Annotated in this window: 16 protein-coding genes; 12 read left to right on the forward strand and 4 right to left on the reverse strand. The window is 40.3% G+C overall.

Going from position 1 to position 23,741, the window contains the following annotated elements; translation table 11 throughout:
• Window positions 1-53: 53 nt before the first annotated feature.
• The 5 genes from M2470_RS02035 (at window position 54) to M2470_RS02055 (ending at window position 9,315) form a co-directional block, all read left to right on the forward strand.
• On the forward strand, window positions 54-3,446 hold the full coding sequence (locus M2470_RS02035) for a TonB-dependent receptor (protein ID WP_280743634.1): 3,393 nt from the start codon (window positions 54-56) through the stop codon (window positions 3,444-3,446).
• 11 nt (window positions 3,447-3,457) lie between these two features.
• Window positions 3,458-5,113 carry a RagB/SusD family nutrient uptake outer membrane protein gene (locus tag M2470_RS02040; RefSeq protein ID WP_280743633.1) on the forward strand — a complete coding sequence of 552 codons (1,656 nt, stop codon included), beginning with the start codon at window positions 3,458-3,460 and terminating at the stop codon, window positions 5,111-5,113.
• A 19-nt stretch (window positions 5,114-5,132) separates the two neighbouring features.
• On the forward strand, window positions 5,133-6,944 hold the full coding sequence (locus M2470_RS02045; RefSeq protein WP_280743632.1) for a glycoside hydrolase domain-containing protein: 1,812 nt from the start codon (window positions 5,133-5,135) through the stop codon (window positions 6,942-6,944).
• Window positions 6,945-6,953: 9 nt separating this feature from the next.
• Entirely contained in the window at window positions 6,954-8,750 is a 1,797-nt protein-coding gene (locus M2470_RS02050) for a DUF5107 domain-containing protein (protein ID WP_280743631.1), read from the forward strand.
• A gap of 103 nt (window positions 8,751-8,853) precedes the next feature.
• The gene (locus M2470_RS02055; RefSeq protein WP_280743630.1) at window positions 8,854-9,315 is read left to right on the forward strand and encodes a GNAT family N-acetyltransferase; all 462 of its coding nucleotides are present in this window, start codon (window positions 8,854-8,856) and stop codon (window positions 9,313-9,315) included.
• A 29-nt stretch (window positions 9,316-9,344) separates the two neighbouring features.
• Here M2470_RS02055 and M2470_RS02060 read toward each other — a convergent pair whose 3' ends face one another.
• The 3 genes from M2470_RS02060 to M2470_RS02070 form a co-directional block, all read right to left on the reverse strand.
• Window positions 9,345-10,541, reverse strand: coding sequence for a glycoside hydrolase family 5 protein (locus tag M2470_RS02060; RefSeq protein WP_280743629.1), 1,197 nt, complete (start codon window positions 10,539-10,541; stop codon window positions 9,345-9,347).
• 126 nt (window positions 10,542-10,667) lie between these two features.
• Complete coding sequence (locus M2470_RS02065; RefSeq protein ID WP_280743628.1) at window positions 10,668-11,276, reverse strand: HU family DNA-binding protein; 609 nt, start codon at window positions 11,274-11,276, stop codon at window positions 10,668-10,670.
• A gap of 212 nt (window positions 11,277-11,488) precedes the next feature.
• Window positions 11,489-12,448, reverse strand: a complete 960-nt coding sequence (locus tag M2470_RS02070) for a hypothetical protein (RefSeq protein WP_280743627.1) — start codon at window positions 12,446-12,448, stop codon at window positions 11,489-11,491.
• A gap of 145 nt (window positions 12,449-12,593) precedes the next feature.
• On the opposite strand from M2470_RS02070, the gene M2470_RS02075 reads away from it, so the two are divergent.
• The 6 genes from M2470_RS02075 (at window position 12,594) to M2470_RS02100 (ending at window position 21,840) form a co-directional block, all read left to right on the forward strand.
• Window positions 12,594-13,226: a DUF3575 domain-containing protein gene (locus tag M2470_RS02075; protein ID WP_280743626.1), complete on the forward strand. Its 633-nt coding sequence runs from the start codon at window positions 12,594-12,596 to the stop codon at window positions 13,224-13,226.
• An 11-nt stretch (window positions 13,227-13,237) separates the two neighbouring features.
• Complete coding sequence (locus M2470_RS02080; RefSeq protein ID WP_280743625.1) at window positions 13,238-14,734, forward strand: DUF3868 domain-containing protein; 1,497 nt, start codon at window positions 13,238-13,240, stop codon at window positions 14,732-14,734.
• 61 nt (window positions 14,735-14,795) lie between these two features.
• Window positions 14,796-16,472: a fimbrial protein gene (locus M2470_RS02085; RefSeq protein ID WP_280743624.1), complete on the forward strand. Its 1,677-nt coding sequence runs from the start codon at window positions 14,796-14,798 to the stop codon at window positions 16,470-16,472.
• Window positions 16,473-16,549: 77 nt separating this feature from the next.
• Window positions 16,550-17,500, forward strand: a complete 951-nt coding sequence (locus M2470_RS02090; RefSeq protein WP_280743623.1) for a FimB/Mfa2 family fimbrial subunit — start codon at window positions 16,550-16,552, stop codon at window positions 17,498-17,500.
• Between the two features lie 62 nt (window positions 17,501-17,562).
• A complete protein-coding gene (locus M2470_RS02095) occupies window positions 17,563-20,127 on the forward strand; it encodes a fimbrial protein (protein ID WP_280743622.1) in 2,565 nt (854 codons plus the stop codon).
• Between the two features lie 21 nt (window positions 20,128-20,148).
• Window positions 20,149-21,840, forward strand: a complete 1,692-nt coding sequence (locus M2470_RS02100) for a hypothetical protein (RefSeq protein WP_280743621.1) — start codon at window positions 20,149-20,151, stop codon at window positions 21,838-21,840.
• 62 nt (window positions 21,841-21,902) lie between these two features.
• Here M2470_RS02100 and M2470_RS02105 read toward each other — a convergent pair whose 3' ends face one another.
• A complete protein-coding gene (locus tag M2470_RS02105; protein WP_280743620.1) occupies window positions 21,903-22,865 on the reverse strand; it encodes a hypothetical protein in 963 nt (320 codons plus the stop codon).
• A 292-nt stretch (window positions 22,866-23,157) separates the two neighbouring features.
• On the opposite strand from M2470_RS02105, the gene M2470_RS02110 reads away from it, so the two are divergent.
• Window positions 23,158-23,682: a sigma-70 family RNA polymerase sigma factor gene (locus M2470_RS02110; RefSeq protein ID WP_280743619.1), complete on the forward strand. Its 525-nt coding sequence runs from the start codon at window positions 23,158-23,160 to the stop codon at window positions 23,680-23,682.
• The last annotated feature ends 59 nt before the right edge of the window (window positions 23,683-23,741 follow it).

Consider the following 23,741-nt stretch of genomic DNA (forward strand, 5'->3'; position numbering starts at 1 on the left):
AAATCACCCCATGGGATGTGAAAATTCTGTGGGTACACAAGGTTTCTACAATTATGAAATGCACAATATTACTACTTGCGGTTTCATGTCTGTTATCTTTTACAACTACAACTTACTCACAGACTGCAACCATCACACTGGATGTGAAAGATAAGCCGGTAAAAGAGGTCCTGAACATGATAGAAAAGGCAACCGATTTTTATTTCACCTACAACCCGAATGAAGTAAATGCTTCACGAAAGGTTTCACTCTCGGTTGATAATGAAAATGTGTATGTAGCTCTTGGCAATATTTTCAATGAAGATAATGTGGGGTATGTAATTGAAGGAAAGCATATCGCATTGTATAAAGTTGATAAAAACGGAGCGAAAATTGTAACAGAGAGGCAAGCCCTGCAACAAAGAAAACGAGTTACCGGAACGGTAATAGATGAGCAAGGGGAGCCTTTGATTGGTGTTTCTGTTGTTATTAAAGGTACGAATACAGGAACTGTTACTAATATAGACGGACAATTTGAAATCAATGTTTCTGATAATGAAACTCTTGAGTTTTCATATGTAGGCTATGTCGCACAAAGTATTCCTGTTGGAAACAATAGGGATTTGAAGGTGACTATGCGGGAGGATGCAGTCTTGATGGACGAAGTTGTTGTCGTAGGATATAGTACCAAAAAAAGGATGAATCTGACAGGAGCGGTTTCTACCGTCTCTACCGATGCCTTGGAGTCGCGTCCGGTGAACAATGCGCTTGCTGCACTACAAGGAGAGGTACCTGGTATGACCATCTCGCGCTATTCCGGACAGCCCGGAAATGAGTCTTTTAATATGAATGTGCGTGGGAGGATCACGACGAATGAATTAAACGACGAAGTGGGTGGCCCGTTGGTAATCATAGATGGTGTGGAAGGAAATATCAATATGCTAAATGCCGACGACATCGAATCCATCAGTGTATTGAAAGATGCTCAGGCATCTATTTATGGTGCAAGAGCAGCTGCCGGTGTATTCCTGATCACTACCAAAAGTGGCAAGAAAGGGAAACCGCTTATCCGTTATAGCGGAAACGTAGCAGCCACCCGCAGTTCAGGGATGATGAAGAGCCCTACCAACTACGAAATGGCGATCATGGATAATGAAGCGAATATCCACAATGGGGCAGCTCCCATGTACACAGAAGATTTCCTGAACAGGATACTGAACAACGATCCTAATCCGATAGAACACCCTTTGTATGGCGGCTGGATGCTGTTCTTTACAAACACAGATTGGATGAGTGAAATACTGGAAACTGGTTTCCAGCATAAGCATAATCTGAGTATGACCGGTGGTGGTGAGAATTCCAGCTATTATCTGTCTGCCGGTTATATCGACCAACATGGGGTGGTTAAATATGCTAAGGATAATAACAAGCGGTATAGCCTTCGCCTGAACTACGATTACTCTTTCTTCGATCGTATAAAACTGGAAACGAAAGTTTCCGTAGAGAATAAAAACCGCTCGGATATAGGCGGTGTAGGTGATTGGGTGATTGGTGAAGGTATTTTCGGAATGCCGAATCATCCGGTATATAACGCGTCAGGCAATTATTTTGCACAGGGCGGCTGGAGCAATGCTGTAGCCTTCGCAAAAGAAGGAGCTGTTTCAAAATATAAGACCAATCAGATAAACACTAATTTCAAACTGATCGGTGACCTGTTCAGCGGTATGAAAGCCGTTCTTCAGGCAGGGATCAATAAAACGTTTGAAAGTGGCAAAGATCCGGCTCGGTCTGTTCCTTTGTACACCTGGGACGACAACGTTGCCTATTATGCCATTGCCAATCCATCGGAAGCTAGTCTGAACCAGTATAGTTCGGAAACTACCTACCGGAATTATACCGGATTTCTTGAGTACAACAAGACGTTTAATAATAAACATAGTGTAGATGTAATGGGAGGTGCCTCGCATGAAGAATATGACTATGAAACGTTCAGTGCCTGGCGTGACGGCTTTGCCGACAACGGTTTATGGTCGATGAATCTGGGTAGTACGAATAATATATGGAATGATGGGTCGGGCTCTCACTGGAGTATCAACTCTTTCTTTGGCAGGGCTGGTTATTCGTTCGATAGCAAATACCTGGTTGAGGCTAATTTGAGATATGATGGAAGTTCCCGTTTCTCAGGTGCGGATAGCCGTTGGGGCTTCTTCCCGGGATTCTCTGCCGGATGGCGTATTTCCAAGGAATCGTTTATGGAAGATGTGAAGTTTGTCGACGAATTAAAGATACGTGCCTCGTATGGAGAAACCGGTAACCAGGTAGGAATCGGTTTGTATGATTTCATCCAGAAAATGAAATTCAGAAAAGGAGATTGGGGCGAAACTGTTTATTATCCATTTGGTGCAGGTTCCCAGACACAGTCTGTCAATTTGGATGGAATGGTAGCTTTTAACCGGAGATGGGAAACCATTATCAACCAAAACATCGGTCTTGATGCTGTCCTTTTCAATTCGAGACTGGATCTGTCTTTCGACTATTTCTGGAAACGGAACAAGGATATGTTAATACCTGTAACATACCCCAGTTTGTTAGGTTCTATCGCTCCTTATTCCAACTCAGGAGAGATGAAGACTCATGGCTTCGAGTTGGCTGTAACCTGGAGAGACAAGATCGGGATTGTAAACTATTTTGCCCGGTTTATTCTGAGCGATGCAAAGGATAAGGTAACCAATTACGGAGGCTTAGACACCTATGAACTGGGAAAGAATAAAATCCGCGAAGGATATCCTATGAACAGCTACTTTGCTTACGAATTTGATGGTCTGATCCGTACACAAGCCGAACTCGACGAATACAAGAAGCTGGAAGGCGTACCAAGTAATATCAGTATAGGAGATGCCCGCTTCAAAGACCTGAACGGCGATGGAAAGATATCTACTTATGGCGTAGGTGACGATGGGGATGTAAAATATGTAGGTAACACTACCCCTCGTTATAATTACGGCTTTACCTTGGGTGCAGATGTGAAAGGTTTTGATTTCAGTATCTTTTTCCAAGGTGTAGGTAAACGGACCTTGTTCCGGACTGGCGATTATGCCATGCCTTGGAGCGACTGGTGGAGGCAACCGGCTCAGTTCTATTATCTCCAGACATGGAATGAAGACAGGCAGGATGCATACTATCCGCGTTTATCGCATGGCGATATCAGGTATTGGAACTACCAGGCTTCTACATTGCAGAAAATCAATGCGGCTTACTTGCGCCTGAAGAATATCCAGATAGGATATACGCTCCCAAAAAGCCTCACAAATAAGATCTCGATTGCTAAAGCAAGGGTGTATTTCAGCGGACAGGATTTGTGGGAACAGCATAAAGTAAAAGGCGGCTGGGATCCCGAATCGGCTGATTGGGGTGGAAACTATCCTTTCCAACGCTATTATTCTTTTGGTATTGATGTTACATTTTAAATAGGAATTCCATGAAAGCATATAAAAATATATTCATACTACTGTTTGCTCTTACGGTTCTTTCCGGTTGTGACAAGGGATTGGATCTTGCACCAAAAGACCAGGTTTCTGATCCTTACTTCTGGAAAACGTCCGATGATTTCCAATTAGCGACTAATGACTTTTATTTCAGCCTGCAAGAGGCTCCACAATACATTGACAGAAACTCGGATATAGCTTTCGGAGGTAGTCCGGACGAAGTTAGTAACGGCTCTTTCCTTGTTCCGGCCAATTATAATATCTGGGATGATTCATATGAATTTATCCGCTCTATCAATTATTTATTAATGAAAGCTGAGGAGTCGGATTTGGAGGAGGAAATCGACCGTTGGGTAGGGGAAGCGCTGTTTTTCCGTGCGTATAATTACTGGCGGTTGGTAAAACAATTTGGTGGTGTCCCGAAGATAACTATTGTTCTAGATGTTACTTCTCCGGAGCTATATACGGCAAAGTCGACACAAGCCGAAATCATCGATTTTATCATCGAGGATCTGGACAAAGCCTTGTCTAAACTTCCCTTACAAAGTGAGATTGCTTCGGATGATATGGGGCGCGTTTCCCGTGGAGCGGCATTGGCGTTGAAGAGCCGTGTAGCCCTGTTTCAGGGTACTTGGTCTAAATACAGGAATGAAGGTAATTGGCAAAGCTATATTGACAAAGCGATTGATGCGTCAACCCAATTGATTAATTCCGGTGAATACGACCTTTTCACAGAGAAAGGAGATGATAGCTATAAATACCTTTTTATCCTGGAAGGAGATGATAGCCGGGAAGTGATTCTGGCACGCAGGTATTATATCCAACGGGTGCATCATAATTGGACACGTGAGCTTTGGTTTAATGCTATGATCCCTACGAAAAACATGGCTGATCTGTACTTGTCAACAGACGGTTTACCTATTACGAAATCGTCTCTTTTCCAAGGATACAATACACTTACCAGCGAATTTGAAAACAGAGACCCCCGTATGGGTATGACCTTTATTGTACCGGGAAGCTCTATCTTCTTTGAAGGGGGAATCTGGCAACCTACATTCCCCGGATTTACCGGAACGAATGCTACGCAGACTGGGTATATGTTAAGAAAATTCTTAGGTGAAAATCTGGATGCCGCCCAGTTCCGGAGTGACTACGATTTAAAAGAGTTCCGTCTGGGAGAAGTATTGTTGATATTGGCGGAAGCCTTGTACGAGAAGAACGGTTCCATCTCGGATGCCGACTTGGATAAGACTATTAATCGCTTACGTACCCGGGTTAATATGCCGAAGCTGACCAACACTTTCGTTACGTCTAATGGCTTGAATATGTTGGACGAGATCCGCAGGGAACGAACGGTGGAATTGGCATTTGAAGGTTTCCGTCGCGATGATTTGAGACGATGGAAGACAGCTGAAACCGTCTTAACCCAATCGCTCCGTGGTATTAAATTTGTAGGAACGGAATACCAATCCAGATACCCTGATTTGAAGCCAGGTACCGATATTACGGTTGATGAAGCCGGTTTCATCGTTACGGATCCTGCTTCTGCACGGAAATTTGTTAGTCCTAAAAACTATTTATATCCGCTTCCTTCTCAACAGGTTCAACTGTCGAATGGTACATTAGTTCAAAATGAAGGATGGAATTAATAATTAAAATAATGTATGTATGAGAGCAATCATTGGATTTGTGTTTTTACTCTGTGCCGGAATACTTTCGGCACAGACTTATGACAAAAGAGGCGAAATAAAAGCGGAATATCTTCCTGTACCGGATCATCATTATCAGCATGAGTATACCATGGAAGAAGTTGTAAATGAAGCTGCCTGGAATGGGCAATCCGGACTGAACGTTGCTTTTGGTTCTACGGATCGTCTTTATTTCCGGAGGGAAAAACCGGAAGTAGATACAAAGGCCTTATCATTTGAACAGGCTGCTTGGAGAGGGGAGCGGGTGAATATGCAACTCTTAGTCTGGTCTTCTGATACGTTGGAACAGGTACGTTTGAAATTGAACGATTTGAAGGCAGAAGGTAAGAAAATCGCCTCAAGCCAGTTCGATGTAAACATGGTTCGCTATGTCATTGGTAATTATCCATATGCCGAGAAAAAGGCAATTTGTGGAGAGACTCCTTTTTCGAACGGATTTATGTTGCCCGATAGATTCGAGCCTTTCGATCGCTTTGACTTGCTTGGAAAGACAACAAGGCCTTTGTGGGTATCTATTGATATACCTGCAGAAACAAGGCCGGGTACATATAGCGGAATCCTGACTGTTCAATCCTCCAAAGAAAGTGTAGATATGAATATCACTATCCATGTACAAAATCAGGTTTTGCCTGCTCCTCGTGACTGGAAACATCGCCTGGATCTTTGGCAAAATCCTTGGACAGTCGCTTGGTATAACCATTTAGAGCCTTGGTCAGAGGAGCATAAAATGCTTCTGAAACAGCATTTGAAACCTTATGCAGAGGCAGGAGGAACGTATATTACTACCTACGCTGTACATTCGCCCTGGTCCGACAATTCATTTATGATAGAAGGGGGTATGATCGAATGGATCAAGCAAAAAAATGGAACATGGAAGTTCGATTATACGATCTTCGATGAATACGTAAAGTTATGTATGGAATGTGGAATAGACAGGGCTATTACTCTTTATACGGCTATTCCCTGGGGAAATCGCTTCCGCTATATGGATGAAGCTACCGGAAACTATGTTTACGAAACATGGGAACCGGAAGGTGCAGCTTTTGTAAGGAACTGGAATGCTTTCCTAACGGATTTACGGTCGCATTTGGAGTATAAAGGGTGGTTTGATATTACCTATATCGGGATCAATGAGAATCCGATGGAGCAAACATTGGCAGCTATAAAAGTAGTCAAAAACCATTCCAAAGACTGGAAAATTACATACGCCGGCGACTGGCACAAAGAATTGGATCCCCTGTTGGATGACTACAGCTTGCTCTATCCCAATGAGCCAACTATAGAAGAGATAAAAGCACGTAAGGAAAGAGGGGTATTGACTACTTATTACGTATGTTGCAATCCTCCTGTACCGAATAATTTCGTGTTTTCACCGCCTATTGAAGGTCGTTGGATTAGCTGGTACAGTGCTGCGAAAGGGTATAATGGTTTCTTACGTTGGGCATATGATGCGTGGCCGGAAGATCCGAACAGGGATGCACGTCATGGCTCATGGGCAGCCGGTGACTGTTTTCTGGTTTATCCCGGAGGGCATAGTTGTATTCGCTTCGAGAAGTTACGGGAAGGTATTGTCGATTATGAAAAGATGAGGATTATCCGTGAAAAGGCAGCTGGTTACCCTTCCAATTCTACTGTTGGCAAGTTGTTGAAAGAGTTGGATACCTTGCTTAAAGTCTTCCCCAACGAGAAAGATTTTGACGAAGTGAAGATCGCTTCTGATGTAGCAAAAGGAAGAAAGCTGCTGGATGCTATCAGCAATGAACTGAAATAAAAGCGTATTATGAATCGATATCTTTTGTCTCTTTTTCTGTTATGTGTGATTATCCCTATAAAAGCAAAGGGGTCTTCGGACTTGCGTTGTAATGAATATAGGGATTATCTGTTAACGCATCAACTTACTCCTTTCGGGCCCGTACCTACTGTGTACGACCCGAATGGGGTATACCCCTATATTAGTTATTGTGAGACATCAAACAGGCCGGTATTACAGGAATATCGGTTTGTTTCACTTGAAAATGCGTATGTGAAAATTACGATTTGTCCGGACCTGGGTGGAAAGGTATTGTCTATTATCCATAAAGAGTCGGGGAGGGAAGTGTTGTATGTGCCTGATGTGATCCGGCAGACCCGGATTTTGCCTCGTTTTTATTTCGTAGCAGGAGGTATTGAAGTTAGCTTTCCCATATCGCATACACCTACACAAAACGAGTCTGTTTCATACCAGATTGACAAAACAGACAATCGGATCTATCTTACTTGCGGGGAAAGGGAATTGCGTTTCGGCATGCACTGGTCGGTCGAATACTCCTTGGGAGAGAACGATACTTTTTTAACACAACGTGTGGTGTTTCATAATCCGGGAAAACAAGCATATCCCTGGATGAGTTGGTCGAATGCAGCTGTACCTTCAGCGCCGGATACCCAATATGATTTTCCCAAAGGGGAAGTATTGGTACATTCGTCTATCCTGGATACGATCCGCTGGGAGAAAGATGGACCGAAAACAGAAGCCGACATTAAAGAAATGACCGGTTACTTCTGGCAGACAAAAGATGTAAATGCCTTTGGCGCTTTTACTCCTTCTTTGGGGACAGGCTTGTATCATATTGCGGATGAAAAGATTACAGGGGGGATTAAACTGTGGAGCTATGGTGTTGACAAGGATAGTATATGGTCGGTGCTTAGTACGGCAAACAAACGTCCGTATGTTGAGATACAGGGAGGCCCCATTGCCGATCAATCCATCAAACTAGAGATGCAGCCCGGAGAAACCCGTTGGCATACCGAGTATTGGATACCTACGGATCGGCGGCTTGATCTGTACGGGCTGAAGCTTCCTGGTACGAAGCTGCGCTCGATAGAGTCGATTCCGGTGTTCGGTTGGAGCCGGAAAGGCGAAGTCGACTTATGGCTTCAGCTGAAAGCAGCCTATCTTTCGGGAGCTAACTTACCGGAAGCACCGGAGATAACGTCTTACTTATGGGCTCCATCCGGGATGGAAGATCTGGATGAAGCATTTAAATGGGCTATTCGATCTACTACCGGTGAAGCATCTGCTCTTTGGAAGTTGTATTATGGTGCTTGGCTGGCAGGTAGGGAACGGATGGATGAAGCTATTTCCGTTTTATCTGTATCAGAGAATGATATTGCCAGGGTGCTATCTGCCCGTTTGCTTTATCTTCAGGGAAAGACAGAAGAGGCGGTTCAGGCCATCAATAGCATACGAAATAGAAGCTTACAACTACATCCGCAAATCATAGTGGAAAGGGATCAACTCTTGAGAAGTGTCAATCATAAATCCATTGAAGAGAGGGAAAAGTGGCTTTCGGCTGTAGATGCCCTAGATGATGAATGGATAATTGAACGACGGGTACAACTGCTTATTGATAAAGGAGAAATACAAGCTGCCAAATCATTATTGCTGTCTACACATTTCCAATTAGTGCATCAAACATACACACGTACTTCATTATGGGAACAGATATGCAAGCAGTTGGGAGAACCGGCATATCCGGTACCCGTACAGTTAGGAGAAGACAATCTGGCACGCTTCGGTGCCTATCGGGAATATGAATAAGTGACTTATTAAGTGCTTAATTAAACACAGAAAGTTTCATGTATACATGAAACTTTCTACTTTTGTGGAGTTAGGTAAATATATTAAAGGAAGTATCTCCGATATGAATTTGAAAATTGACAGAGTAATTGATGACTATCCGTATGAACTGCTTCTGTTGGCTGATGAGACGGTTGAGGGCATACATAAATACCTTTACGATTCGGAGGTATACGTTGCCGGATATCCGGGTGAAGAGAATCCTATCGCTGTGTTTTGCCTGTATCCTGCCGGCCAGGATACAATAGAAATAAAGAATATAGCTATTGCCGAAGCATACCAAAGCAAAGGAGTAGGGGCTTATTTGATAGATCGCATAGTAGAAATTGTGAAGCAAAAGGGATGCCGCGAGCTCATCGTTGGGACGGCTGATTGCGGTGTAAGGCAAATCCGCTTTTATGAAAAGAATGGCTTTGCGAAATACGCTGTCAAAACGAATTTCTTTCTTGAAATATATGACAAACCTATTTACGAAAACGGAATAATGCTAAAAGATATGGTAATGCTAAAGAAGCATTTAGTCTAAAAAGCTATACCTCTTGCTTCGTGAATACCTTATTTTTGATTACGCGGATATTTAGCCGGGATGGCCATCATTTCTGCTAAGAAGACTGGATCCCTAAATTTGCAGGTCAATCGGTCGTACTGGTCTCCCGACGTATCCCAAAGCATGGGGCACATGCCGCGTGAATATACAGCTTCAGTGACACGAACGGCGTACAGCCTTCTCATTGCCTGAGATTTGCCTTTGCCGCAGGCTGCATATTCGCCTACAATTACGGGCACTCCTTTGTCTACACAATTCTTTTTCAACAACTCCATATTATCCTGAAGTTCTTTCAACTCTTCGGCTGTTCCCCAGGTAGCTCGGCCTACACCCCATCCGGCGTCGACACCGGCATCGAGTATAGCAAATAGAGCCGGGGTATAATAATGTACGGTTATCGCTAAGCGATTGGCGGGGTCGGTAGGCATTTTAAAGAGTGGGTCATAAGCATACTCCAGCCCGGTGTTGTATATTTCTACCAAGAGATGGCGTGTTGCGTTGTTGCCGCCAGACCTTCTTACGATGTCGACAAAGAGTTGATTAATCTCATTCACATATCCAAGTGCTGTTGCTTTTTCGGCCTCTCCTCCACTCCAAGGAGTCCATATTGCATCATAGCCTATCTCATTCATGGGTTCAAACATCAGGTGGTCGCCGTATTTCTCAAAGCGTTGGCATATTTGTTCCCATACAGAGGTGAATTTCCTCTTGGCTTCATTGTCTGTTGGAACTTTCATTATCCATTCATTTTCATGATGTATATTTATGACAGCTACCATGCCGCAGTCGAGCGTCCAATTTAGGATTTTTTCGACTCTATCCATCAGGTCGGGATGAATTTTATAATCATTCGACATCATATTACCCCAACTGACAGGGATTCGGAGCGAGGAATAACCGGCTTTGGCATATCCTTCGATGATCTCTTTTGTAATGACAGGACTGCCCCATGCTTGTTCGTAGTTAAGGATGTTACCCGGAGTGATCCAATCACCTACGGCATCCAATGTATTGCCGAGGTTTATGCCTAAGCCCATTTCGTCAATAAGCTGCTGAGTCGTGAAGTCTTCGCGCACCACATATTTGTCAACTTCAGGAGCAGGCTCCTCCTCCGAAGGAGTTTGCTCTTCAGGTATTTCTTTGTTATCAGAACATGCGAAAAAAAGGAGGCTCAACAGAATCAGTAGGTTCAATTTCGTTTTCATGGGTATAATATATGGGATCAACGTTGTAAAAGTAGAATAAATAATCAGACTCTTTGGACGCAAATGTTTTGAGAAAGCATATATTATCAAAACCCTCTCTATTATGAAACAAAAACACCCTTTCTTTCATTGTTGGGAATGGTTTTTGGTGGGTTCGTAGAGGGTTTTGTGTAGGGGGCTGCGTTTGAGTTTGCCTGCGGCCATGAGTTGGGTGAGTTTGCGGTAGGCGGTGGAGGGGGTGAGGGCGCAGATGCGTTGGAACTGACGATTGGTTATATAGGTGTTATCCATGAAGTAGGTTGCTAGGATTTTGTCTATTTCTGTTTCCGAATAGTTGCTTGAATGGCTTTTTTCTTTTACTCGGTTGCAATGGGCTTTGCCGAACTCTTTCTTCATTATGGTATCCGGACGATAGGTAACTGATTTTACACGTACTGATTCGGCTCGTATCTCTTTAGGTGTTTCTATGGGCGGACAGGATAAGGTCAGTTGGAAATAGCCCAGCCCTTCCAGGTGGATACGGTATCCGTTCAGGAGTTTTTTCGACATCAGTCTTGTTAAAGCCGCCAGAACACCTTTTACGTCTGCGGTAGTCATTGTGTTGGACTCGTGGATAAGTTCGGCGATTTCTTCCAGGTCTATAGTGCCCTGAGGAATTACGCGTGCATGTAACCTTGCTTTTCTGTTGCCGCTTTTTGGAAGCGGGTTTTGATAAAAATCATAATTTAATCCCATCGTTTTATAGTTTTGGTTTATACTATTATTTGTTTACTCGCTTATTTTTATCTTCTTCACAACTGTGAAAATGCCATTTCACACGTGTAGAAAGTACTTTTCACAGGTTGTGAAGACTACTTTTTACAGCTGTGAAAAGTATAAAAATACGTTACAAAAGTAGTGAAAAATATGTATGAAACAATAAAATATTGACAGTATATGGTAAAAACTTACAATTCCTTTAGCTCTTCCCGTTGTTTTTTAAAGAATTGTATCTTCTCCTTTTCAGCGCTTTCTGATATGAGTATTGAGGCGCCCCGCATTCTTTGTATCCATCTGCGTGCTACGGTGCAGGCTTCTTTATCTGTAGAATTGATCCTGTGGGGGCCAAATATAGGTATGGTGTATGACGACATTTTTTCGGACCACATATAAAGTTCGGTCTTATTGACGTTCAGGTCACACAGATAGATTTCAAACTTATTCCCTTTTTTACTGATTTTCCCGTCATTGGTTTTTTCTTCCATTCTATCTAATCCTTGATATAACTCATCTTTTATTTGCCGTATGGATTCCGGAGATATCAGGTGTATGCTCTCAAAATATTTTAAATCTTTGATGAGGCGAGAGGTTAAATCTGTCTTCCAGATATAGTATGTGTACTTAATGTTTTTGTACATTTCATAACCTATGTGATTATACTCCATCAGTTTAGATGGGATTTCTATCGATTCATATCGTTGGTTTATACTCTTTTGATCGTAATAATGTTTCCAGACAAACCAATGGTACTTCAACAAGTGTTCGTAAGGACTAAACAGAGTGATCGGGTAAGTATAAAAAACACCTCCCATTTCCGAATCCGGCTGTGAAGCAAGTTGTTCGAGAAAAGACAGCTGCTTTTCTAAAACTTCATAATCGATATCTTCAATAGTATGGAAGATATCCAGGTTCATCTCCATACTGTTAGGAGAGTGCATGTTTAAAGCCTTATCTAATGAGATGTTATATTTTTTTGCCAATATACCTATTTCATCCGTCTTAAAGCTTGTGAATCCATTCAATCTACGATAAATGGATATTTTGTCTAGATCTAATGTATTGGCAATTTCGTTTACTAAAATTTTCTTCTTCGGAAATACTTCCGACAATACATTCAGAAAGTTTTGGTTTAACATTTTCTCGTTCATGATTCTTAAGAATACAAAATTAATAATGCAAAAATAAATATTATTGATGAAAATAGCAAATTATTTATTATTGACGGCAAGTATAAGTCGAACACTACGTATTATTATGTAAACGGAACAAAATAAGTAGACATATCTAACCCGAATGATTTGGATTGATAGATTATATATATATATATGTATAGGATTAATTATAATAATTAGTCCTCTTTCGGCGCAGAAGTATGCAAACGATGTACATAGTAGAAATACCGGGATTGTTTCTCCGCCGGCTTTTGCATTGACAACAAATGTCCTTTACGGACTTGGAGGGCTGACTCCTAATCTTGGACTGGAGTTTGGTTTGTCGCAAAATGTATCGATGGAAACTTCGCTCGCATATAATCCATGGATTTTGAAGGAATCGGAAAATAAGAAGTTGAAGCATTGGATTGCTAAAACAGAGTTGAAGTATTGGTTGTGCGAACGTTTCTACGGACATTATTTCGGTATACATCCTTTTGGCGGTGAATTTAATATAAGTGGTTATACCATTCCCTTGTTGTTTGAAAAAGAATACCGGTATGAAGGTTATGCCCTTGGGGCGGGAATTTCTTATGGATATCATTGGATATTGAATCACAGGTGGAGCTTGGCTGCATCCTTGGGTGTTGGTTATGCGTATTTGAATTATTCGCAATTTGACTGTCCGAAATGTTCACCTCTGCTGGAAAAAGCAAGTAAACATTATTTAGGTCCGACGGAAGCGGGCATTAGTCTTATTTATATAATCAAGTGAATGAGCGTTTTATGAGAAAGATTATACATCATACATACATAATTGCTTTACTTGCATTATTGGTAAATCCGCTATCGGCTCAGAAGGAATCGCTTATTTTTAATGCTCAGATACCGGTGCGTCTTCAATCGCTCCGTCAGGTAGAGGATTCTGTTCAGCTTGTGATGGATATAGATCTGACAAATGTGCAAATAGAAGCAGACCGTTTCCTTCTATTGACGCCCATGCTGGTTACGCCACAAGGAAAAGAGCTAAGCCTCAAAAATATTTTAATCAACGGAAGCAGGCGCCACAAAGCGTTTATGCGTGGGATAAAACTGAATGGATGGGAATCTCAAATAAACGAAGTCCACCATAACGTAATAAACCTGAATGAAACCGGTAGAAGAGTGTACCGCTATCGGCAGTCGGTCGGTTTTGAAAACTGGATGCGGAATGCGGGTATGGAAATATCAGCAGAACTTTGCGCTTGTGGTGGTTATACACGGCAGCTGACTTTTGATAAGATTGCCGACCGTATCATTTCGGAGAACGCAAAAACGTATCGTGTATCGCCTACTGTTACTTTTATTTGTCCTGAAGTAGAAGAGGTAAAAGCTCGTAGTGAATCGGTGGATGTGTTCCTTGATTTCCCGGTAGCCAGTACTGAAATTAATCCTGTTTACGGAAATAATCCACGGGAGCTTCAACGGCTGGAACAGCTCTTACGGGAGCTTCATGAAGACAAAAATTTGACTGTTACGGGAGTTATGATTACTGGTTATGCCTCTCCGGAGGGTGATGTGAATTTTAACAACAGATTGTCTGTAGGCCGTGTAGAAGCATTAAGGAATTATCTTTCAATGCGTGCCGGAATTCCATTCTATTCTTATCAGATAGAATATGGTGGGGAAGACTGGAAAGGCTTGACAAACTTAGTAAGGAATTCATATATCGAACCGAAAGAAACAATCCTGTCGATTATCAGTTTTTACAATCCGATAGAACGAAAAGAAAGACTGAAAGCTTTGAACGGAGGACGAACCTATCAATATTTATTACATGCATTGTACCCTCAATTGAGGCGGGTTGTCAGCCGGATTGATTACACTGCCAGGAAGTTTGATATTGATGAAGCAAAGCGGATTATAAAAACGCGGCCGAAGCAATTAAGCTTAAATGAAATTTTCCAGGTAGCCAATACATACCGGGAAGGAAGCAAAGAATTCAGAGAAGTAATCGAAACGGCAATAAAATGTTTTCCGAACGATCCGGTAGCCAATCTGAATGCGGCAGCTTCAGCCCTGCTTGAAAAAGATATTATCCGGGCAGAACATTATTTACAGAAATCACGAAAAAATACGCCGGAATATTACAATAATCTCGGTGTGTTGGAAATGATAAAAGGAAATAATAAACGTGCAAAGAGCTTATTCGAACGTGCCGCAAAAACGAATTCGAGTGCTGCATTAAAAAACATGGAGGAATTAATTAAAAAAGATAAAGCCGATAAGCAAATGATAAATTGAACAAATGCATGACACAAATTAATTACTAACAAAAAAAGATAAGACAGACAGAACATAAATTTTGAAACTAAACAAAAAAGAAAATTACTTATTCTATTTATTATTTATTAAATTAAAAAGCAAAATGAAGAAGCTTATTTATTTATTTGCGCTGGCAATTCTTGCCGGCATGGGATTCTGCGCTTGCTCAACCGAAGAAGTGACGCCAATATCCCCAACTAACCCAGGTACTGACCCAAGTGGAAACCCTTCTACTTATGCAACTTTCAGATTTAATCTGGCTGCTTCCAGCCGGGCAGAAGCAGACTATGTTCCGGGTAAATTTACCCCTAAGGATACAGAGGATGCTACACTAAATCCGAATGATTTGCGATTAGTTATTTTCAATGCTAAGAATGGAGCTGTTGAGTATAATGAGAAGATGACTAAAACCAGCGAAACAGTATTGTTAACTGCTGGAAAGAAGAAAATATTTGTTTTTGCCAATGTAGGAACATTGAATGATACAAATGGTGGTGCTACGGATAATTTTAATGCTCGTATTGCTGAATTTACGAAAGGTGGAACAAAAACTTATAGTGATTTTGAGAAGTTGACATTCTCAGCAGGTACTCCACAAATTTATAGTGTAGACAAAGCAACAACTGACAGATCATTCAATATTGCTCCTCTGCATACTTATCCGGCAGCGGCTCATGGGCTTCCTGCAAGTAACAGCAATGAGTTTGAATATGATGCAAAAGCAGATGTTACGAAAGAACAGGCAGAAGATAATAGTGTAACACCTTCTAATAGCGGAACAAATCCGAACAACCGTTTTAATATCCAATTGTATTATATGGTTGCAAAAGCACGTCTTGTTACTGGTCCGCAAGCACTGACTGATGGTTCTGTAAGCCCGTACCATAAGGTGTCTAACATTAAGTATTCTATCAAGAATCTTGCACGTTACACGTATTATACGCAACACACTTCAGTTCCTCAATCTTATTATCATTTTGCAAACTATGAGTTAACTACTCTGCAGACTGAATTTGATAAGGACTTTGATTATGCTTCATCTATAGAAATCAATGCTGAGCCTTCAAATACACAAGAATCTTCAGCAAACTACTTGTATGTTCCTGAAAATACACACCAACATATCCGTCGCGGACAATCTTCTTTCTATGCTATCAACCTGACATTTGAACCTGGTACGGTAGTAGAGTCGGTTACTCAGGACTTAAATGTAGGGCTGGTAACGACTACTAAGAAGTTAGCTGATTTTACAGGTGCTAATTCTAAAGATTATATTTACGTATCATCTCCAATCACTTCATCTATAGGCAGAGGCACTTATTTCAAGACATATGACTTGTTAGTACAAGCTGTTTGGATTGACCAGTTTGGAAATAGTACAAATAAGTGGGCCGGATCACAAGCTCAGAAAGATGAAGCTATTGCTCATATTGAAACGAAAAAAGTAGATAACGAATTGCCTTATCTTGCGTTTACAAATGCACAGAGCTGGTATCGTTTAGACATAGGAGAAGGCGATGGCGATTCTGCTGATTTTGGAGTACTTCGTGGACGTTCGTATGTTGCAACAATTAATGCGATTACAGGACCTGGTTATCCTAAGGAAGAAAATTTGTATAACAAGCCTGGTGACCCTGTATCTTCAATGGCATATCTGAACGCTACAATCACAGCTGCTAAGTGGATCCCTGCTTCTCAGACAGGCGTTCTTGAGTAATAATTGTAATTATCGTAAACAGAGACCGGTACTAACCCCGGTCTCCTGTTTTACTTTACAAAAAAAGAATAAAGACGATGTTGCCGGTAATTTTTTTTAAAATAAGAAGCGCTGCCCTTACATTAATATTCATTGTCTTATTGCAGAGTTGCATACAAGATGATTTATCGAATTGTGGAATAGGAGTAAGATACCGTTTTGTGAAAAATGTAGAAGGTATTGACAAATTCTCTACTTCTATAAACGAAATTAGCCTTTTTGTATTTGACGAAAATAAGCATTTCTTAGGGAAGTACACGGAAAGTACAGCCCATATGTATGATCAGACAATGCTGCTTCCCCTAAAAAAAGGAAAATATTTTCTGGTGGCCTGGGGCGGTTTGAGTGATGATTATAATCTTACTTCTTGTGTGGTAGGTAAAACCATCATGGAAGACTTTTTATTATCATTGAAATCTGATCAGGGCATAGTAAATACACATCCGGCCGATCTTTATTATGGAGGAATAGAAGAAATCGAAATAAAAGAACCGTATACAGGAACAAAATATATTACGATAGATATGATGAAGAATACGAATACTATTCATGTCGTAACTTCAGGACTTCCTTTCGGGATAAACTCAAATTCTACACATAACTCTTCTTATGAATGTAAGATAACGTCCGTTAACGAAGCTTATAAAATAGACAATTCAATCGTAGGCAAACGCCTGACATATCTTCCCTATGAGAAAATAGAGAATAAAGAATTGTTTTCGGATTTTGTTGTTATGCGTGAATTAAATAATGGTTCAACAGAATCTAATATCATTATTTCCGAGACTACATCTGGTGGCTTTGCTCCGAAGGAATTATTAAAAATAAAACTAACCGATTTATTGATCGAAGCATCGATAACAAAAGATCTTGATATAGACGATGATTTTAAAATTAATATACTATTTGACGAGAATAGCGGACATTTTAAGATTTCGATAAAAGATTGGGTTGTTGTTGTCAATGACGGAGGCAATATTATAGGCTAACTATATATAGCGATCATATGAAGAGTACAGAGAGACTATTACATATTGCATGTATAAAAATCATGAAATGGATGATGCTTTTGGCAATCTTTTTTGTGTCTTGTACTAGTGAAACAAAAATAGAAGAACCATTCCTTTCTTCAGAAGGAGAATTCCTGTTGAATATACCGTTAACCCGTTCCACTGATAATATTGAAGATAAGATTAATCGTGCACGGATGTTTGTTTTTGATCATACAGGCACGCAAGAAACATTAGTGAATAGTTATAAGGTTAACCGTGATAAGGATGAGAATATTTCTTTTTCTGAAGTTGTGCAAATAGGGACTAGGGATGTTTATTTGATAGCAAATGAATTAATAGCAAGAGAATGGGACGATCTGAATGATATAGAAAGTGCTCAGAGTCTAAAGCAACAGACCATTGATGTTTACGGGCTTCCTCTTTTTTATGATGCTTATGATGATAATTTAATACCAATGATTGGTATATATGAAGATTTACAGATTACAGAAAAGGGAGTTAGCCAATACGGAAACCCTGTTGATCTGACAAATACTATCAAAGGAACCGTAGAGCGTTTATATTCAAAGGTCACATTGAACCTCTCTTGTGTATTCAGTGATTTATCTTCCGGGAAAATTCCTATCCGGATTGAAAGTATAAAGGTTTGCCAAATGCCAAAGAAAATATATCTGTACCCAACAGCTTATGCAGGTAATACAACTAATGACTTTCTCAATGAAATGATATCCTTATCCGGTGGAATAGTTGAAAACCCGGATGGCTTTGAAGGAGATTTTGAATTTTATATTCCGGAACATATTGTCAGCAATAAGCAATTCCGGACATACATATCTGTAGTTGCCAGTATGATTTCTGATCCCTCCCAGAAAACTGAATACAAAATAGTCATAGGAGATGGTATCAGAGATGGAAATGGCGAATATATGAGGAGTGATAATGTCTCACTTGAAGATTTACGTATAAGTCGTAATACCCATTATACTTTTGCGACGAAAATTACAGGCTTTAATGGGGGCGGAGTGGAGATTCACTCCCGCGTAATACCCTGGGCCTTCAAAGAATTACCTGGTGATCTTTTAGGGCGAAAACTAAATGTAGCAGCCATTAGTACGAAGGCAAGTACTATGAGTACAACACGTATTCATTTCTGGTCTAATCAGCCGACTGTTTTTGTTGAGCCTGTTGGATATTTAGGTACAACCGGAACAGAAACGTTTAATGTAAATGAATATTTTGCCGGACTTACAGGTGATGATACGTCTAACTTTTATTACGATCCTGTTTCGGGTAATGGATACATAGATTTCAGCCCTATACGGACGGAGGCTACCGAATGCAGAATATATCTGAATGCCGGCGGTTTGAAAAGGAATATTCTGGGTGTGATAGAACCTGTTGCTGTAATCCCTTCAGAGTGGGAAATCAGTCCCTATGTAGGTACATTCCATCGCAATGACGAGGTAGGCGAACGTATCATATATGGCAATGGTGATGGCAAATGGACTGCCGAAGTTGTGAAATGGACACACGATCAGGGAACAAACCGGATAATCCTGGGAAAAGGTATGGGATTAGACAATACCTGCTGGGTGAAACTAAGCAAGAAAAAAAGCCTTGATCCGAAGGTCGGGACAAATAATGCCGGGAATCCTGAAAGTTATCCGGTTCTGGATAGTGATGCCGAACCACTGGTCAGCGGAGATGGTACTATCTATTTCAGGGTAGGTTTAACCGGAAAGTTATCCGGTACAAATCCGAGGCCACGGTATGCAATGATAAAGCTAACTTACGCAAATGGCAAGAAGACCTCGTATCTTTATGTAAGACAAGGTGAAACACCAGACTTTGTGTATTATAGGTCAGAGTCTTTATATAAGCCGGATAATTCATTCCTGAAAATTAGAGATAATGCAAAAAAGTTTACGGTTTATAATATAACAGCAACTGCTTATCCGAATGCTGATGTAGATATGGGTCTGTTTTCCGGTGGCTTTACAAAATATCCAACTCAGGTAGGACATCTTTTCCAATGGCCCAAATCAAAAGCATGGGTGCCGAGAAATGCAGTGTCTGGTTGGAGCAGTACCGATCCCGGTATCAAATATTCAGAAATATGTCCTCCGGGTTATAGAATACCTATGAGCGGACAAATCTCAACTTCGCCAAACCCATACGCTCCTTTTGTTACAGAGTTTCTGGAAAGTTTATTCCAGAAAACATCTACGGATTACACAGTTCCAGACGAGGAAAATTCTATCTGGGGATATTATGCCGACGGATACTTTGATCGCTATGAACGGAATGACGAGTCCTTTGTCGGATCCGGAACCAAGATAGCTTCTAGAGGACATATATTTTTTAATATAGCTACTTTGAACTCCCTCTTTTTTCCGGCAACAGGAGGATTGTCTATGAATGGTCAATATTTGAATACCGGTGTGAGCGGAAATTATTGGGGTTCGTCCCTAGTAGATAAACAAAGCGTACCGAGAATGGCTAAAACCATGAGGCTTTCAGCTTCCGGTGTCACTTTAGAGGACACGTATGTGACTTTCGGATACCCTGTGCGGTGTGTGACATATAATAATGATGATTTGTAATCATTTTAATTATGTAAGGAAATGAATATTAGAAAATTTATATATTGCAGCATAGCTTTCATTCATCTTCTGATCATCTCTTGTACGAATGAAACCTTACTTCCCTCAGGTAACTTACCTGAAGGAAGTGTACGCATAGAACTCTTTACTGGTTTTGAAGAGTATATGCCGGCCTTTACCCGTGCAGGTCAGGCTGATGAAGAGGAGATAGATGATAGACCTTGGATATTTGTCTTTGAAGGTACTGCCGATAACGCGCTTTTTACAGAAGTGCAGCAAGCCTATGTTTCTGATGGCAAAAGTCTTGTTGTTCTTCAAAAGAATAATAATCCATGTCAGTTGTTGATTGTTGCAAATGCTCCGGATCAGTTTTCTAATGAACAAGGGCAAGTAAAAACATTCAACAAGCAGGAGTTGGAAACAACTTTGGGCGGGAAAACGTTTAAGGCGGCTATTGAAAGCGCCTTTTTAACAGCTCCGCTGTCGTCTCCTGTTCAAGCGACTGTCCCTTATGCTAAAGAGATAGCTCCTAAGCCACGCATCCCCTTATCCACAGTATTATCTGTTGCTTCTATCAATTCGACTACTAAGTTGGGAGAGATGAATAATAAGTTACTCCTCAGCCGTATTGTTGCTAAAGTAACTGTACAGGTTGAATCCTCATCTGGCTTTGTATTACGGGGAGCAACTATCCTGAAAGCTCCCCGTCAAGGGACTTTCTGGAGAGATCATAACTGGGCGATCACCAGTAATGCGCTGAATCAAACGGATTATGTCAGTAATACTACAACTGATGGTACATTAGGCATCTCAGCCGCGATAAATAATTCAACCCTTTCGAATCCGATCTATGTGTATGAATCCCTTTACCGTGAGAATACATCATTGGTTGTATTCGGACAATATAACGGACAAAATTGTTTCTACCGGCTTGCTTTTAAAGATGCTAGCGGCGAAATCAATATTGAGCGGAATAAACAGTATCACTTTCTGATAAAGAAAATAGATCGTATGGGAAGTAGCTCCTTGGCTAATGCGAAGAATGAGCCTGAATCCAATATCGAATATGAGCTAAGTACGGTTGATGATGATATCTCACATGATATAGAAGATAATGGTGTTTATTTCTTAGGGGTGAGTAACTCTCAATTTGAGATTTATCATCATAGTTCACTTCTGTTGAATAATGTGGTTGCTTTTTCTATTTCTACAAATGCAACGAGTACTATGTTAAGTGGTGAAACGAATTCTATTAAGATTAATAATTCAACAGGAACTATTCTGCTGACGAATAAGGTTAATTTAGCAGCTACGGCTAATACTACGGCAAGAACAGATGTGAAATTAGAGGTATCGCCGGTGTTTGGAGTAGGAGAAGAGAGGACTATAACTGTAACATTGGGAACTCTTCAGAAGTCAATAAAAATTCGACGGCATGCAAGTATACCTAAAACAGCATCTGTCTTTACATTTAGTCCCGACGTTTATATAGCAGAAATTGTTTCGAGATTTCCTTCAGGCTCTTCGTGGGTTTTTCTTTCCGATCATTTGAATCCCACTTTGGGTAATAATAGCGATATGATTGTAGACCGCAATATATATGCCCATTTTTCAACGAATGGCACAGGTATTCTACGTACTGCCCTGCTTTATGTTTCACATACAGATTCCAGGCAAGGGAGAGTTAAATACCTGATGGGTCAACAAAACTAAAGAAATTTTATTTTTATGTTAGTCTTTGAGAGGGGGGGCCTGTGAAGGTCTCCTCTTTCTTCTTAAAGCTGCTCTATTATCTCCTGTTGTTTTTTGAAAAAGAGTATTCTGTTTTTTTCCGCGCTCTCGGATATTCGTATAGAAGCTGCTCTTATAGCTTTTGTTCCGTTGCGGGCATTTTCTGTAATCTTCTTATTATAAGAACATAGTCTCTGAGAAAAGTTGATCGGATATATTGCGCAGTAATATTTTTTTCCGTACAAGTAATAGCGTGTAGCTCCTAAGTTTAAGGTAGAGATGTATAATTCAAATTTATTATCTGTACCAGGATATTTCCCTTCCATAGCTAGTTCCTCCAACATTTGCAAAGCGTCCAGCAATTCTTCTTTTAATGTTTTTATAAAAGCTGTAGGTAATTTATCCACACTTGCAAAATACTGAATGTCATGTACCAGATCGGAGAAGATAGATTCGTTCAATATGTAGAATGAATGCTTTATTTGTTTGAAGTGATTGGTAATCATATTCATATGATTGCTTATCTTCTCGGATGCGTCAGATTTTTTATGATAATCCAGCGTTTTTTGATCGTTATAGTAGTATCCCCACTTCAGAAAAGAGAGCTGAGAAATATGTGGGTATAGCCCAAATAAAGCTTTGGGTATCGAATCTATTATAGCTCCCAACTCTGTTACCGGCTGACTATTGAACAAATTGAGGAAGTTGTCAATTGAAGAAGTCCGGTTTGGGATAATACCGAATTCAAGCGTATCAATATCTGTTTCAAGGATAAATGTATTATCAGCCACTTGACTGTTGCATAAGCTATCCAGAGAAATTTTGTAATGGGAAGATAATAATCCGATTTCATCCACTGTAAATGGCGTCTCTCCTGATAATCTACGGTATATACTTATCTTTTCCAGCTGAAGTATCCGCATTAAATCTTCTACCAATAATGATTTCCGTGGAAACTTGTTGATCAACGCCAAGCAGAACTGTTTATTTAAAGATACAGTGTTCATTTTTTTATAAAAACGGTTATTTCTGTATTTCTATACAAATATAATAATTTTTGCAATCAAATCTTTTAATTATCGACTATTTTGTGCAATAAATCGGATATATGTGTTAAGAAAATGAATAAACTTCATTTTATGCAATAAATTATGATTGAATTACAGAATATGAAAAATATAAATTTGCTTATGTTCAAGAAGTGTCTTGTTTGTGTATTTTGATATTTCTACTTTTAGCTGATAATAATCATATTCTTCTTACGCAATGAATATTGGCACCAAAACTGATAAACTGAATATGGATTTTGAAATGCTTGCTAAACTGAGAAAAGGCGATACAGAAGCATTTAATTACGTATATACCTGTTTTAAAACTCCGATTACGCGGTATTTGGAATCCATTGTCCACTCATTAGAATTATCACAAGACATTTATCAGGAATTGTTGTTGCAAATATGGAAAAATCATGAGTCTATTGATCCTAACAGGAATTTCAAATATTACCTCTATCTCTCGGCAAAGAATATGGCTATAGATGTATTGAGGAAAAGGAAGTCAGCTGTTGAGGTGGACTTAGAAGATGATATTAAAGATAACTCACATGTTGAAGATAATCTTCATGCAAATGATACATGGAACATAATCGCCAATACGGTTAAAAACATGCCTCCTCAGCGCAGAAAGATTTTTATATCCAGCCGGATACATAATATCCCGAATGAGAAGATAGCCGAGCAGCTAAACATTAAGAAAAATGCGGTGGAGAAGCATCTTTCCTTTGCCCTTAAAGATATCCGCACAGTTCTGAAGAGTCAATCATAAAAACGGCTCGTTACTTATTTTTATCAGGTAACGAGCCATTTTTATTTGCTCACGGGCGA

Source organism: Parabacteroides sp. PH5-46, from assembly GCF_029892785.1.
Taxonomy (GTDB): Bacteria; Bacteroidota; Bacteroidia; order Bacteroidales; family Tannerellaceae; genus DFXE01.